14 protein-coding genes are annotated in these 14,657 nt (G+C 29.4%); all 14 read right to left on the bottom strand.

Translation table 11 applies throughout. The features are described 5' to 3' along the window. Positions 1-89 precede the first annotated feature (89 nt). The 14 genes from DIS18_RS04830 to DIS18_RS04895 all read right to left on the bottom strand — a co-directional run bounded on the left by DIS18_RS04830 (position 90) and on the right by DIS18_RS04895 (position 14,643). A complete protein-coding gene (locus tag DIS18_RS04830; protein ID WP_146191796.1) occupies positions 90-1,274 on the bottom strand; it encodes an O-antigen ligase family protein in 1,185 nt (394 codons plus the stop codon). Between the two features lie 77 nt (positions 1,275-1,351). Then, positions 1,352-2,602 (bottom strand): lipopolysaccharide biosynthesis protein, encoded by a 1,251-nt coding sequence (locus DIS18_RS04835; protein WP_146191797.1) that lies wholly within the window; start codon positions 2,600-2,602, stop codon positions 1,352-1,354. 4 nt (positions 2,603-2,606) lie between these two features. Beyond that, positions 2,607-3,575 carry a Gfo/Idh/MocA family protein gene (locus DIS18_RS04840; protein WP_109351887.1) on the bottom strand — a complete coding sequence of 323 codons (969 nt, stop codon included), beginning with the start codon at positions 3,573-3,575 and terminating at the stop codon, positions 2,607-2,609. A 14-nt stretch (positions 3,576-3,589) separates the two neighbouring features. After that, positions 3,590-4,585 (bottom strand): hypothetical protein, encoded by a 996-nt coding sequence (locus DIS18_RS04845; protein WP_109351888.1) that lies wholly within the window; start codon positions 4,583-4,585, stop codon positions 3,590-3,592. A 23-nt stretch (positions 4,586-4,608) separates the two neighbouring features. Beyond that, positions 4,609-5,703, bottom strand: a complete 1,095-nt coding sequence (locus DIS18_RS04850; protein WP_109351889.1) for a DegT/DnrJ/EryC1/StrS family aminotransferase — start codon at positions 5,701-5,703, stop codon at positions 4,609-4,611. Then, on the bottom strand, positions 5,704-6,285 hold the full coding sequence (locus DIS18_RS04855; RefSeq protein WP_109351890.1) for an acyltransferase: 582 nt from the start codon (positions 6,283-6,285) through the stop codon (positions 5,704-5,706). Positions 6,286-6,309: 24 nt separating this feature from the next. Further along, positions 6,310-7,524: a UDP-N-acetyl-D-mannosamine dehydrogenase gene (gene wecC, locus DIS18_RS04860; protein WP_109351891.1), complete on the bottom strand. Its 1,215-nt coding sequence runs from the start codon at positions 7,522-7,524 to the stop codon at positions 6,310-6,312. A 3-nt stretch (positions 7,525-7,527) separates the two neighbouring features. Continuing rightward, positions 7,528-8,655 (bottom strand): non-hydrolyzing UDP-N-acetylglucosamine 2-epimerase, encoded by a 1,128-nt coding sequence (gene wecB / locus DIS18_RS04865; protein ID WP_109351892.1) that lies wholly within the window; start codon positions 8,653-8,655, stop codon positions 7,528-7,530. Continuing rightward, positions 8,656-9,447 carry a dTDP-4-dehydrorhamnose reductase gene (gene rfbD, locus DIS18_RS04870; protein WP_109351893.1) on the bottom strand — a complete coding sequence of 264 codons (792 nt, stop codon included), beginning with the start codon at positions 9,445-9,447 and terminating at the stop codon, positions 8,656-8,658. Beyond that, positions 9,440-9,994 (bottom strand): dTDP-4-dehydrorhamnose 3,5-epimerase, encoded by a 555-nt coding sequence (gene rfbC / locus DIS18_RS04875; RefSeq protein WP_109351894.1) that lies wholly within the window; start codon positions 9,992-9,994, stop codon positions 9,440-9,442. The genes rfbD and rfbC overlap by 8 nt, the downstream gene beginning before the upstream one ends. A gap of 3 nt (positions 9,995-9,997) precedes the next feature. Beyond that, a complete protein-coding gene (gene rfbA, locus DIS18_RS04880) occupies positions 9,998-10,855 on the bottom strand; it encodes a glucose-1-phosphate thymidylyltransferase RfbA (protein ID WP_109351895.1) in 858 nt (285 codons plus the stop codon). Beyond that, positions 10,855-11,862, bottom strand: coding sequence for a dTDP-glucose 4,6-dehydratase (gene rfbB, locus DIS18_RS04885; protein WP_109351896.1), 1,008 nt, complete (start codon positions 11,860-11,862; stop codon positions 10,855-10,857). Before rfbB ends, rfbA begins: the two co-directional genes overlap by 1 nt. 3 nt (positions 11,863-11,865) lie before the next feature. After that, the gene (locus tag DIS18_RS04890) at positions 11,866-12,945 is read right to left on the bottom strand and encodes a hypothetical protein (RefSeq protein ID WP_109351897.1); all 1,080 of its coding nucleotides are present in this window, start codon (positions 12,943-12,945) and stop codon (positions 11,866-11,868) included. Between the two features lie 9 nt (positions 12,946-12,954). Then, the gene (locus DIS18_RS04895; protein ID WP_109351898.1) at positions 12,955-14,643 is read right to left on the bottom strand and encodes a DUF6909 family protein; all 1,689 of its coding nucleotides are present in this window, start codon (positions 14,641-14,643) and stop codon (positions 12,955-12,957) included. Positions 14,644-14,657 lie beyond the last annotated feature (14 nt).

The raw sequence follows: 14,657 nt of genomic DNA on the forward strand, positions 1-14,657 counted from the left end.
TAATTATAAAAATAATTAATGCCATTACTGAGTATTTCATTGGCAACGGAAGTGGTAATACAAAAGGGAATATAAACAATCCTAAATGTTTACCTTTTTTTATCAAGCACATCATAATCTAAAAATATTAAGATCCCATAAACTCCTGACATAAACCTCATACCATCCAATCCACCAGATTTTAGTGAATGCATAATAAAATAAACACACATTAATTTAATAACCAAAGATTTTTTAGTATAAATTAAAATTGGAAATAAGAAAAGTATTATTGTTAATAGAAACCCAATCAATCCAAGTTCAAACCATGCTTCTAAAAATATATTGTGAGGAAATTCCCTTTGGTCAATTCCGTTATACATAATACCAAAACTGCCAATACCATGTCCAAAAAAGAAACCTTGTGTAGAATTAAATATATTCTCAATTGCAAAATCTAGATAATCAAACCTTGACAAAACAGAAGCATCTTGCTCATAATTTAAAAAAGAAGTGATTCTAGTTAACCCTACTTTAAAAGCATTGCTTAAATATCCTCTAAAAGCATATATAAAAAAAGGGAGGAATAAAGAAACACATCCTATTCTTCTGATGATTTTGACATTAACTTTTATATTTATCATTGAACGGAATTTCCAATAAATAACAAGCAAAATGAGAAAAAGAATCGGTCCCCTGCCACCTAAGGCAATAATCAAAAGAAACAAAGCCAAAGAAAACAAATATTTTTTTTCATAAATGTAATATAATATGCAAAAAGCAAGACCATTGCACAAAAGCAAGTAATTACCAGTAAACTGTTTATAAAATATTCTTGTTTCTGGGTTTAGGGCATACCATGATAAATACCTTTTTGTCAAAAACCAAAATGAGGCTAACACTAGTGGAATTATCATAAATTTAAAAAAAACTTTGGGTTCAAAGTTTTTTATAAAAAAAGGATAACAAAATGATATTAGATTTAAAATAAAGAAAAAAGTTTTTCCATATCCATAATTAATAGACTTAGTATAAAATAAGCTCAAAATCATTAGTATATAAAACCCAAAGTAAGATAAAAGAAATAATGTTTGATTTCCCGAAAATTTTTTAATTAGAGTAGACTTTTTAAACATATTGTAAAAAATATCTATACTAATTAAACTTGACAATAAAAGTGTAATATCTACTGGGAAATCAATATCACTAAACACAAACTTTACTGCTCCACTAATCAAGAGAAATGCAAAAATTATATTCTGATAAATTAAATATGTCCGATTTTTTTCAAGCATTAATAGTTATTATATTGAATTCTTTAAGAAGAACCTTATTATATTAGGCTTATTGATAATACAAAATATGTTACACATTAGTTATTTTGTTTTAAACTTTTAAATTGTAAATAATAATAAAAAGAATATAAAATTGCTTCATGCAGTATATATACTTTAAGTAGTATATATAAATTTGTCTTAAAATATAGAATAGCTAATAGCAATGTTGTAAAAGTAGTTACAAAATAAATGGTTTGCCATAAAGATACTGTTTTCACATTATTCGTAGCATTAAGGATAGATGATGTGGGGCTCACTCCTAATTTGAAAATTAAACTTATCGATAAAATACTTGCCAGTTCTCCAGATATTGACCACTTATCACCGAATACCAGAGAGAAAATAAGCTCACCAAAAAAAAATAGAACACCACCTATAATAACCCCAATAAAAACTAGCATCAATGTTGATTTCAAAAAAAAGCTTTTAGCTTCATTTATTTGCTTTTCATTTATCAAATAAGTAATTCGTTGATAAAAAACATCCCTAAAAGAAATTCCCACCAATCCTAATGGAGCCATTAGGCACATATTAGTAAGACCATAAAACCCTAATTCTGTTTGGGTAAAATAATATCCTATTAAAAAAATCAATGATTGGGTAGACAGTGTGCCAAGAAAATTAGGTAAAATACTATACTTAGGATAGTCACTATATTTTATTGCAACTTCTTTTAAATTTTTTATACTATATGTATCTTTTTTTAATTTAAGCCTTGTCTTTAAATGATAAAGTGAAAAAACGATACCAGAAATTTTACCGATAATCAATCCAACTGGAGTTAAAACTAAGCCTAACAAACCACTAACGGTAGCATAAGTTGTAGCTTGAATAACCTTAGAGGATGCGGTCAACTTAAATCTTTTACCTCTAATAGAGAGGTTAAAAAAAGATTGCCACAACCCAAAAAAACCTACATATAATGGAATCAAAAAAATTATACCATGTGTATTAAGTGTGTTTGGAAAACCATAAAAAATAATTAAACAAACAACAAAAAGCAAAAAGGTGTATAATATTGTTAAAGCAATACTTAAACAAAAAACTTTAAGAGCATCTTTCTCTTTTTTCGGTAAAATAATAGCAACATAATACCTGCCTCCTGTTGCAACAATCAACACTGCCGAATATGCTAAAAAAGTGGAATATAAGGCAAACTCTTTCTCTGAGTAGAGTCTTGACAGCAATGGCATAATCAATAGAGGCAGTATCTGGGCTAAACCAGTGCCAAGCATTTGAGTACTTAGATTACTTAAAAACTCTGATTTAAATAGTTTTAACTTCATTAAATCATTTTCCAAAAGGATGTACTGCTATTGGCTTTTTCGAAAAAGGGTGGTATTCTCCTTTTAAACCAATAGGAGATGCGTTCCTAATATTATGAACAATTTCAATTGATTGCCTAGCATCATCTAGTCCATACCCTTTTCCCGCAAGTATATCTTCATATACTTTTGTGTGCAAATCGGTAAAGCCTCCACTAAACTCTAACTCTTCCCCTTCAATGGTTATTGAACGATATGTTCTTTGTCCTTTATTTTTTATTTCTGAAGGCAAAACATCATAATTTATGGATAAAAACCATCGTACCCTAGCTCTTTCAAATTCTAAATACCCAGATGCACGATCATGGGTATTAACATGAACAATATTTTCTTTAACACCGCCAAAAATCCATGATAACATATCATAAAAATGCACGCCTATATTTGTAGCTATCCCACCAGATTTAGATTTATCACCCTTCCATGAAGTATAATACCAATTCCCTCTTGAGGTTAAATATGTTAAATCAACTTCAAAAACTTTATTTTTTGGCGCATCACTTACTTTCTTTTTTAAATCAATAATACTTTGATGAACCCTTAGTTGTAAAATATTCCAAACTCTTTGTCCTGATTCCTCTTCCATTTTTTGAAGAGCATCAATATTCCATGGGTTTAATACTAAAGGTTTTTCACAAATAGCATCTGCCTCTCTCCTTAATGCCATTCTTATATGAGAATCGTGCAAATAATTAGGTGTACATATACTAACATAGTCTAATTTTTGTTTTTTTTCATATTTTAGTTTTTCTATATGCCTATCAAATCGCTCAGGTTCTACAAAAAAATCAGCATTAGGAAAATAACTATCAATAATACCTACACTATCAAATTTGTCTAGTGCTGCAATAAGATTATTATTTGTGTCTTTAATTGCTTTAAGGTGTCTTGGAGCTATGTATCCTGAAGCTCCAATTAAGGCGAAATTCTTCATGTTATCGTTAAAAATTATTTATTAAAATCGAGTGAAACATCCTTTAATATTACAGGTAAACCTACAAAACGCTTTTGAGTTTCATCATATATATATGCTTCTATTTTATTAAAATCTAGTATTTCAGTTGGAATATAAGCCCATAGAAATTGAGAATTTTCATATTCTTTGATCTTAATATCATAATACCAAGAATCAAAAGAACTATTATTTTTTTTGGAATCTTCCCTCAGGAAATCTTGATAACTATCTGTAGGGAATATATTAATCATCAGTCTTTTTTTTGCAAATCTTTCTTCAGGGACAACATCAGTTAACTGATAGGCTACATAAAACCCCTTTGAACCTTCTTTCATATAAGCTTTAAAATTACTTACAGAAAATTCCCTTCCTAATATTCCATCTGTCTTATGAACATTTACTTTTTTGGAAGAATTTAAATAATTTTCAAATTCATAATCAATACTAACCTTATTCCCAATAAACTTTTTTAATTGTTTATCATAAAGAAATAGTTCTATGTTTTTAAATTCACTAATGTCGGTTCTAAGAGAAAATACAATATATTTTGTATTACTATTGCTATTTTTAATTTTAAAATCTGAAAACCAGGAATCATAGTTTAAATTAGATTTTTTAGAATCCTCTCTCAATAAATTGTTCTGGTTACTAAAAGGAGTAATCCTTAAATTTATTCTATATTTATCTAAATCTATGTCTGAATTAATAGTTTCTATTTGGAAGATGAAAGAAGAAACACCAAGAGAATCTCTAAAATGATTAAATTTATTTATTTGAATATTATCGCCAAAACTAAAGTCTTTAATAATTGAATTAGGTTTATTCACTAAATTTAAAAAAGATTTAATGTCTTTTACCTCTTCAACTTCTTTTATATTATTCTCTATAGTCTCTATTTTTTTTTGCCCCTCATTTTTTTCTTTACAACTTGATATTACCAATAAAAATAGGATGCAAATTAGTATTTTATATTTGTTTAATTTTTTCATTTTATTATAATTTAGATAAATAACTATATCAATGATTTTATTTCATTAACTATATAGTTAATTTCTTCATTTGTTATATATGGATTCATAGGCAAACTCATAATTTCATTAGAAATTTTTTCCGATACTGGGAAAGCTCCTTTTTTATATCCTAAATAACCAAAACATTCTTGTAAGTGAAGTGGTTTAGGGTAATGTACAGCAGTAGGTATTCCTTTCTCTTTAAGCTTTACTTGCAATGTATCACGTTTTTTAATGCGAATAGAATATTGAGCCCATACTGATGTATTTTCTTTTTTTATAAATGGTCTAATTATACTATTTCCAAACTTTTGGTTATAATACATTGCAACATTATGTCTTCTTTTTATATCATTATCATAATACTTTAATTTTTCTAACAGAACCGCTGCTTGCAATGTATCTAAACGCCCTCCTATTCCAACATATTTATGTATATATCTCTCTGTTTGCCCATGAATTCTCATACTCTTTATTTTATCTGCTAAATTTTCATCATCAGTAAATAGTGCCCCTCCGTCCCCAAAGCACCCTAATGGTTTTGCTGGAAAAAAAGAAGTGCAACCTATAGTGGAGAGATTACAACTTTTATTTCCTTTATAAGTAGCTCCAAAACTTTGTGCAGCATCTTCAATAACGGCTAATTTATATTTTTCTGCTAATTCATTAATTTCATCCATATCTGCAATTTGCCCAAAAAGAGAAACTGGCATAATTGCTTTGGTTTTTTTACTAATTTTTTCTTCAATAAGATTAGTGTCTATATTATAAGTTTCTTCATTAATGTCGACAAATACTGGGATAGCCCCTAAAAAAGCAATTGTTTCAGCTGTAGCAATGAAAGTAAAAGGGCTGGTTATAATTTCATCTCCAGGTTTAATATCAATTGCCATCATAGCTAATAACAATGCATCAGTACCTGAAGAACAAGTAATTGCATATTTAGATCCTGTATATTCTTGTAATGCTGCTTCCAATTCATTTATTTCTTGCCCCATAATGAAACGAGAAGAAGATATAACACTATTTATGGAATAATCAATACCTTCTTTATGTTCTAAATAAGCCTTGGTTAAATTAGCAAAATCTATGTTCATTTATTTTATTCTTTCTACGTTATTTAGTTTCAAAATATACTGTTGCTTACTTTCAGGGCAAACAGCTATGTTATCTTTATTAAATTTCAAACGATGGCCAAATTCTCCAACCCATCCTATTTGTTTTGCTGGATTACCAACAACCAACGCATAAGGTTTAATAGGTTTAGTTACTACAGCACCTGCTCCTATCAAAGCATATTCTCCTATATCATTCCCACAAATAATAGTTGCATTTGCGCCTATTGAAGCTCCTTTTTTTACAATAGTCTTTGTGTATTGTCCTCTGCGGTTTACACCACTCCGAGGATTAATAACATTTGTAAAAACCATGGAAGGCCCTAAAAAAACGTCATCTCCACAAATCACACCTGAATATATTGATACATTATTTTGGACTTTTACATTTCTTCCAATTCTCACATCTGGGGAAACAACTACATTCTGACCGATATTACAAGATTCACCAATAATACAATCCGACATAATATGAGAAAAATGCCAGATTTTAGTATTTTTTCCTATCTCACAATCTTTGTCAATTATCGCTGTTTCATGGGCAAAATAATCTTTCTTATTCATTTTGGTCTTCTATTGAAAATATACTTATTTACTAATACCACAAAAATCTAAAACAATTTTTTTGTTTGATATATTCAACTTTTTAAACTCATCATGAGCTACTAAAAACACAATTAAATCTGCTTTCTGAACGGCTTCTTCATAGTTAGTTAGTTTGAATACTTTGTGGGTTTCTATATTAGGTTCAACTATAAAATACTCTTCATTATTAGCATTTTGTAACACTTTTTGGGCTATATATTTTGCTGGTGACTCTCTCAAGTCATCAATATTTGGTTTAAAAGCTAATCCCATTATAGCAATACTTGGTTTTCTTCCATGCTTTAATTCAAATTCTAATTTAGTTGTTTGTACTTTTTCAGCGCACCAAAAAGACTTATAATTATTAATTTCTCTTGCTTTCCCAATTATTTTAGATTCCATAGGATAATCTGCAACTATAAAATATGGGTCAACTGCTATACAATGCCCTCCAACACCACAACCAGGTTGCAATATATTTACTCGAGGGTGTTTGTTTGCTAAATCTATCAAATTCCAAACGTTAATATTTGCTTTATCACATATCAAAGACAATTCATTTGCAAATGCAATTTGAACATCTCTTGAAGAATTTTCAACTAGTTTACACATTTCTGCTGTTCTAGCATTTGTTTTGTGTAAATTACCTTTTATAAACTGACTATAAAAAGCTAATGCTTTTTCGGTTGATTTTTCATCAACACCACCTATAACTCTATCATTATGTACTAATTCATACATAACATTTCCTGGAAGTACTCTTTCTGGGCAATAAGCAATATTTAATTTATCTTTTAATTCTGGCCTTTCAGAATATATAAAGTCCATCATTTTCTCAGTAGTACCTATAGGTGAAGTTGATTCTATTATATATAAATCGTCTTCTTTTAAAAGAGGAAGAATCGCTTTTGTTGCTGCTTCAACAAATGAAATATCAGGTTCATTTCTAGCTTTAAAAGGAGTAGGAACCACAATTAAATAAGTGTCAGCTTCTACAGGATTAATATCTGCTTTCAAGTATCCGTCTTTAACTGCATTTGCAACAGCTACATCCAGCTCTGGTTCTATTATATGTATATTTCCCGCATTTATAGTTTCAACCACTTTAGGGTTAATATCTACTCCGTGAACGTAAGTTTTATTTTGTGCAATTAAAGCTGCTGTTGGTAGGCCAATATAGCCCAGCCCAATCATAACGACACTTGGTTTTTTATCCATATTCTATAAATTTGATATAAATGAAACTATTTTATGACATGCCGTTCCATCACCATAAGGATTATGCAACATACTCATAGATTTATAACTGCTTTCGTTATTTAATAGATTATTTGTTTGCTTCACTATTTTATCAGTATCAGTACCAACCAATAAAACGGTTCCTACATCTACCGCTTCAGGACGCTCTGTAGTATCTCTCATAACTAAAACAGGTTTCCCTAAACTAGGAGCTTCTTCTTGGACTCCACCACTATCTGTTATAATTAAGTGTGATTTATTCATTAACCAAACAAAAGATGGGTATGACAAAGGATGGATTAAATTTATATTACTAATATTCTCTAAAAGTTCATATACTGGTTTTTGAACGTTTGGGTTTAGATGCACAGGGTAAATAATTTGACAATCCTGATTTTCTTGCGCTATTTGTTTTAAAGCTTTACAAATATTTATAAATCCTTGTCCATGATTTTCTCTCCTATGGCCTGTAACTAATATCAACCGTTTTGATAAATCTAGAGAAGTTTTTAGGTTTTCAATTTCTGAGTCTTTAAAAAGAGGGGACTCAACTTTATATGTGCTAAACTTTAAAGCGTCAATTACAGTGTTTCCAGTAATTAATATGTTTTTATCAGACACATTCTCTCTCAATAAATTTTCTTTTGAAGTTGGTGTGGGAGAAAAATGGTAGTCAGATATACTTCCTGTAACACTTCTATTTATCTCTTCTGGAAAAGGAGACCATTTATTAAATGTTCTAAGACCAGCTTCAATATGACACACTTTTGCGCCTGAATAAAATGCAGCTATACTAGTTGCCATTGTAGTTGTTGTATCTCCATGAACATAAACATAGTCTGGATTAAACTCTTCTAAAATAGGTTTTAAATTTGTTATTATATCCGCAGTTAAAGAATATAGGTTTTGATTTGGTTTCATTAAATCCAAATCAAAATCAGGTTTAATTTCAAAAAATTCTAGAACCTGGTCTAACATCTCTCGATGCTGAGCTGTGATGCATACTTTAGTTTCAAATTTATCATGGTTTTTTAAAAACTCTTTAACAAGAGGTGCCATTTTAATGGCTTCAGGTCTTGTTCCGAAAACAATTAAGTTTTTCTTTTTCATTTATTTAGTATTTTCTAAAACACTGAATTTTGGTCGTCTTGCAAAAGTACAATAATTGTTTACTTTAACAAGGTTTATCTTATTAGACAAATTATTGTCTAACAGTATTTGCTTTGTAAAATCATACCAGGTCATTGGTTTTTTACCACAAAAATGATAGATACCAAATGACGGTGTGCTTTTAAGTATTGTATTAATAATATAGTTTGATAAACTAACTGTGTCTGTTGGGCATCCAGTTTGCTCAGTTGTAATAGAAAGTTCTGTTGCTATTTCTGCCTTCTTTAAAACGGTTTTATAAAAATTGTTTCCATATTTTTTACTATATAACCATGATGTTCTAATTATAAAATATTTTTTTAAAATATCCATAATATATTTTTCTCCGAGTAACTTAGATTTTCCATACTCATTTATAGGGTTTGTCGCATCTGTTGTTGTGTAAGGTTTATCTTTTTCACCATCAAATACATAATCAGTAGATATGTGAATTAAAATAATATTATTCTCTCTACAAAGTTTAGCCAAATATTTAACACTATAAGCATTAATATTGAATGCTATTTTTGGTGTTCTTTCAGCTTGTTCTACATTAGTATAAGCCGCGCAATTTATACAGTAATCAAAATTATTGTTATTAAAATAATTTTTAACTTCATTATAATTAGTAATATCTAATTCTGCTTTGGTAACAAAAACAAAATCTAAGTTTAAATTATTTTTAAAGAATAATTCCTCAATTGTTTTACCTAATTGACCCGCTGCTCCAGTAACTAAAATTCTTTTATTCATCAAGTTTAAATAACTTTTTAAATGGTGGTAGCTTTTTATCTTTATCAGAGAGTTTAAGTAAGTTTTCAGGAACGCCCCATTCAATGTCTAATTCATCATCATTAAATATAATACCAGATTCAGATTCTTTATTGTAAAAATTATCACATTTATAGGACAAAATTGTATTATCCTCCAATGCAATAAATCCATGGGCAAAACCTTTTGGAATGTATAGCTGTTTATGTTCAATGTCCTCTAATATAATGGAAAAATATTTTCCAAAAGTAGGTGAGTCTGGTCTTACATCCACGCAAACATCCAATATTTTTCCCTTTACAACCTTTATTAATTTTGATTGAGAAAATTGTCCTTTTTGAAAATGCAAACCCCTTAAAACATGTTTTGAAGATTTTGATTGATTATCTTGAACAAAATTCACTTTAACACCTGTTTCTCTTTCAAACTTTTTTTTATTAAAGCTTTCAAAAAAAAAACCTCTTTCATCTTTAAATAAAGTTGGTGTAATTACAAAGCACCCTTTTAAATATGTTTCTTCAAACTTCATATTCTAAATTAATTTCTGAAGATATTCTCCATATCCACTTTTAAGAAGTGGTTTGGCCAATTTAATTAATTGCTTTTTATTAATAAAACCCATTTTGAAAGCCATTTCTTCTATACATCCTATTTTTGTTCCTTGCCTATCTTCAATTACTTGAACAAACTGAGAAGCTTGCATCAATGATGCAAAAGTACCAGTATCTAACCATGCAGTACCTTTATCTAAAATTTGAACATTAAGAGCCCCTTGATGGAGATATACTTTATTAACATCAGTAATTTCTAACTCTCCTCTAGCACTAGGCTTAATGCTTTTTGCTATATTTATAACAGAATTATCATAAAAATAAATACCTGGTACCGCAAAATTTGATTTAGGCTTAACCGGTTTTTCTTCAATAGATATGGCTTTATTATCCTTGTCAAAATCAACAACACCATAACGCTGAGGATCTTGAACATGATATGCAAAAATAACGCCTCCCTTGGGATTAATATTAGCTTGCAAAGTCTTTTCTAATCCTGAACCATAAAAAATATTATCTCCTAAAATAAGCGCAACACTATCATTTCCTATAAACGTTTCTCCTATAATAAATGCCTCGGCTAATCCATTGGGTTTTTCTTGAACCGCATATTCAAACTTACAACCATAATCACTTCCACTTCCTAAAAGCGCTTTGAATTCTGGTAAATCTTTAGATGTAGAAATAATAAGAACCTCTCTAATTCCAGATGACATTAAAGTTGTTAAAGGGTAAAAAATCATTGGTTTATCATATACAGGCATGAGCTGTTTACTCACTACTTTTGTAAGTGGATATAAACGTGTCCCTGAACCGCCTGCTAGTATAATTCCTTTCATTATTCTTGATATTTTTTAATATACCAATCAATTGTTTTTCTTATTCCTGATTCAAAATTCTCTTTTGAAACCCACTCTAAATCATTTTCTATTTTAGAAGCATCTATGGCATATCTATAATCGTGACCTGGTCTGTCTTTGACAAAAGATATTTGGTCTTTATAAGGTTTCTTTTTAGGTAAAACCTCATCTAATATGCTGCAAATTGTATTTGCAATATATAAATTATTTCTTTCGTTCTTTCCACCAATATTATAGGTTTCCCCTGTTATACCTTTATTAAAAGCTAAATTAATACCTTCGCAATGGTCTTCTACATACAACCAATCTCTAATATTTTCACCATCTCCGTAAATAGGAATAGGTTCGTTACTTAGTGCTTTTCTAATAATAGTAGGAATCAATTTCTCATCATGCTGTTTTGGTCCATAATTATTTGAACAATTAGTGGTTACAACATTTAATCCATAAGTATGAAAATAACTTCTAACAATAAAATCAGATGATGCTTTTGAAGCACTATAAGGGCTGTTAGGCGCATAAGGTGTTTCCTCTGTGAATAAGCCTTCATCACCTAAGGTTCCGTATACCTCATCCGTTGATATATGTAGAAACCTCGAAGCTTTATGCTTAGGTTTGATTTGGTGAGGTAACAACATCCAATGATTTTTAGCAACATCCAATAAATTAAATGTACCTAAAACATTAGTGTTTATAAACTCATTAGGGTTTTTAATGGAATTGTCTACATGTGATTCAGCAGCAAAATGAATCACACCATTAAAATCATATTTAGCAAACAAATTTTCAATTAAATTTCTATCACAAATATCTCCCTTAACAAATACATAATTAGGATTATTATTAATTTCATGTAAATTAGAAAGCTCACCTGCGTAAGTGAGCTTATCTATATTTATAATTTTGATATTCTTATGACGGTTTAAAAAATATGTTATAAAATTAGATCCAATAAAACCATATCCACCTGTTACTAAGATAATCATTGTTTATATTTCATTTTTATACTTATCCAGAAATCTAATAAATTCCCTAATAGATAGAAATGCTACAGCTAGAAAGGCAAACAATATAGAATAAACAACTTTTTTTGTTGTTTTTCTTCCAAAGAACGACACAGATATGTCTAAAATCCCTTCTGATTGTTCTATTGAAATTATATCAATAATATTTGCTTTGTCAGATTTTTGACGACCAATTAAAGCCAATTCTTTTCTTAAGACCAAATTACTATTAAATAATTCAAACTCTTTAGTTTCATTATTATCTTTAGTATTATCAATAGTAACACTGGTTTGAGAACCACTTAATGGCTGTTGATTTAATTTACTTTCTAAAACTCTTTGATATGTCTTTCGTAAAGAATCTGACTCCTTTAAAGATTCTAGTACTGCTCTTTCTCTTATAATAATTTCTAAAGAGTCTTTTTGTTTTTCTAATTTAAAATATGGAATCGACTCTACGTTTTTAATTATCCTTCGTAATACACCGCTAAAGTCTCTATTTGAATTAGCTAAAATTGTGATTTTTTGTTCTTCAAAATCATAATTATTAGAGTTTTCTAAAAATGTTTCAAAATCTGTTTCTAATATAAATACAGAATCTACTTCTTTAATGTAATCATAATAAAGTTTCCTTTGCTGATTTTCACTTAAAACGGTCTCCATGTTAAACCCAGAAATCCCATTAACATCTTTAGAATCAATTCCTAATTTTTTATTTAATGCTAATGAATCTGATGCTAAAATTAAATTATTGTAATAATCAATTGTATTATTAAGTGCTTTTCCAGTATCATAGTTTTGTTTAATAATAATACTTGATTTGAAAATTGGTTTAGAAAGTTTTTCTTTAGTAAACCCTATACAAAAACCAATAATTGCAGCAACTATAATTGTTATAATGTGTGTTTTTGCAAAAAACACACACCAAACAAAAGCCAAAAATAACTTGTACAGAATTTTACCGCAAAACTTAAAGAAGTTATCAAACATTCTGCCAATTAACTTAAACAATTGACCTAAGTCTACCTCTTCAGATTGCTGTGACTGTTGCGAATCTTTACTCATAATTTTTTATTAATTAAATATTTGTTCTAAAATTGTTCTTGTTATTAAATACGTTGGTTTGACTCCTGATGTCCCCAACCCACCCGATGCCAAAGTTGCACCAGTTTTTAATGGATTATCACTAGCATAATAAGCGTATCTTACTTTTACATTAGGCTTAATACTTCCGCGCACCTTTGACGCAGCTTGAATGGCTTTTTGATAATGTGCCCCTTCCATTTCTAAGCCGATGACCTGCCATGTTGAATTGTAAAAGAACTTCAAAATGTCTTTATTTTGTAAAGAAGTACCTAAAACCGTAACCATAGATCCTTCACATATACTAATCCCTTGACCTTCTAAATCTTTTCTTTTCAATTCGTTTTCAAATGGATAATTATCTGCTGTACCTTCAAAAATATGGGCAGAAGGAATCATAATATCTCCTTTACCTCCTTCTAAAATACCTGCTTTACCCATAATGGAAATAGACTCTACATTAAGGTGGTATTCGGTCTTATTTTGCTTGAATGGTTTTAATAACTCATCAATGGTTTCATAAGCCTGTTCACCAAACGCATAATCCATGACCAATATAACAGGTTTTTTTTGTTTTAAACTTGTTTCAGACACTTTAATATCCATTTTGTCAACATCAAGTTTAGATGTGTCAAATATTTGAACGTCAATATTTGTTCCTGATGTATCCTCAATATAAATCATCCCATTTTGCAACGCTTGTTTTGTAACTTTATTGCGTAAGCTTTGGTTTTCTTTTTTACTCAAAGATTGATATACTTCAAATATGTCTCCTTCTTGTTTATTAGGTTTTATTACTTCAAAAGCAAATAGTGTATTCATAACACTATGCATGTTAGCACTTATAATATGAATTGGTCTATCTAACAGGTTGTTTTTATGAAGTTGGTCTTTAATTTCATCTGCCCAAATTTCACCATGAATATGATGTCCAATACGCTCTCTTAAAACAGGGCTAAAAGTCACTGTCCTTTTATTATTATTCACTAATTCTTCAATGGCTAGCTTCCCTAACCAATATATAATATGAAGAAATCTCTCTGGTTGAGAAGGTGTAGCAAACTCTTTATAGATTGAACTTAATTCATTAAATGTCCTTCCTAAAATATTAGCAGCATGGGTAATTGCTACTTCCCGTTCTTTTTGCGTAAGCTCTTTTTTAGATAAAACTGTTTTTTCTATCTTTTTCCAATCTCTTGTTGTTGAACCTTGTTCATTAATTAAAACTCGGTTACTAATTTTATGAGATTCAATAAACAAAAAAGTAAGATGCGTTAGAATATCATAAATTTCAGATCGTCCACGTGTAATCTCAATATTCATTTGTTCATCATCAATTCTGTAACAGTTACGACGACGCTTTTCAGGAATTATAGGTGTAAAATGTGATGTGGAATATCCTTCGTCACTGGTTAAATTAATAAATGTACACTCTTCGATACCTTGCGGTAATCTGTCTATAACATAAATTAATCCTTCTAGTTCTGCTTTTTCGTCACCTACAGACCCATAAATTTCTGGTCTTAACAATAATAGAGATTTTCTTAAAGTTTCACCAGAAACTCCCATTGGTTTATAAAACCCTCTATTAAATAAATGACGCATAGTAATGTACATCCGCTCAATAGCATTCGAGCTTTCTTGAGCACGTGTTCTCTCATGATGTTTTTTACTGCGCATAGTTTTAATTTGGT

This window comes from Algibacter marinivivus (genome assembly GCF_003143755.1).
Lineage (GTDB): Bacteria > Bacteroidota > Bacteroidia > Flavobacteriales > Flavobacteriaceae > Algibacter_B > Algibacter_B marinivivus.

Excerpts from the sequence above, each read along its gene's own strand:
- rfbD (WP_109351893.1), bottom strand. The coding sequence starts at position 9,447 with ATGAATAAAAGAATTTTAGTTACTGGAGCAGCGGGTCAATTAGGTAAA.
- wecB (WP_109351892.1), bottom strand. The coding sequence starts at position 8,655 with ATGAAAAAGAAAAACTTAATTGTTTTCGGAACAAGACCTGAAGCCATT.
- DIS18_RS04830 (WP_146191796.1), bottom strand. The coding sequence starts at position 1,274 with ATGCTTGAAAAAAATCGGACATATTTAATTTATCAGAATATAATTTTT.
- DIS18_RS04890 (WP_109351897.1), bottom strand. The coding sequence starts at position 12,945 with ATGAGTAAAGATTCGCAACAGTCACAGCAATCTGAAGAGGTAGACTTA.
- DIS18_RS04855 (WP_109351890.1), bottom strand. The coding sequence starts at position 6,285 with ATGAATAAGAAAGATTATTTTGCCCATGAAACAGCGATAATTGACAAA.
- DIS18_RS04895 (WP_109351898.1), bottom strand. The coding sequence starts at position 14,643 with ATGCGCAGTAAAAAACATCATGAGAGAACACGTGCTCAAGAAAGCTCG.
- DIS18_RS04835 (WP_146191797.1), bottom strand. The coding sequence starts at position 2,602 with ATGAAGTTAAAACTATTTAAATCAGAGTTTTTAAGTAATCTAAGTACT.
- rfbB (WP_109351896.1), bottom strand. The coding sequence starts at position 11,862 with ATGATTATCTTAGTAACAGGTGGATATGGTTTTATTGGATCTAATTTT.
- DIS18_RS04845 (WP_109351888.1), bottom strand. The coding sequence starts at position 4,585 with ATGAAAAAATTAAACAAATATAAAATACTAATTTGCATCCTATTTTTA.
- rfbC (WP_109351894.1), bottom strand. The coding sequence starts at position 9,994 with ATGAAGTTTGAAGAAACATATTTAAAAGGGTGCTTTGTAATTACACCA.
- wecC (WP_109351891.1), bottom strand. The coding sequence starts at position 7,524 with ATGGATAAAAAACCAAGTGTCGTTATGATTGGGCTGGGCTATATTGGC.
- DIS18_RS04840 (WP_109351887.1), bottom strand. The coding sequence starts at position 3,575 with ATGAAGAATTTCGCCTTAATTGGAGCTTCAGGATACATAGCTCCAAGA.
- DIS18_RS04850 (WP_109351889.1), bottom strand. The coding sequence starts at position 5,703 with ATGAACATAGATTTTGCTAATTTAACCAAGGCTTATTTAGAACATAAA.
- rfbA (WP_109351895.1), bottom strand. The coding sequence starts at position 10,855 with ATGAAAGGAATTATACTAGCAGGCGGTTCAGGGACACGTTTATATCCA.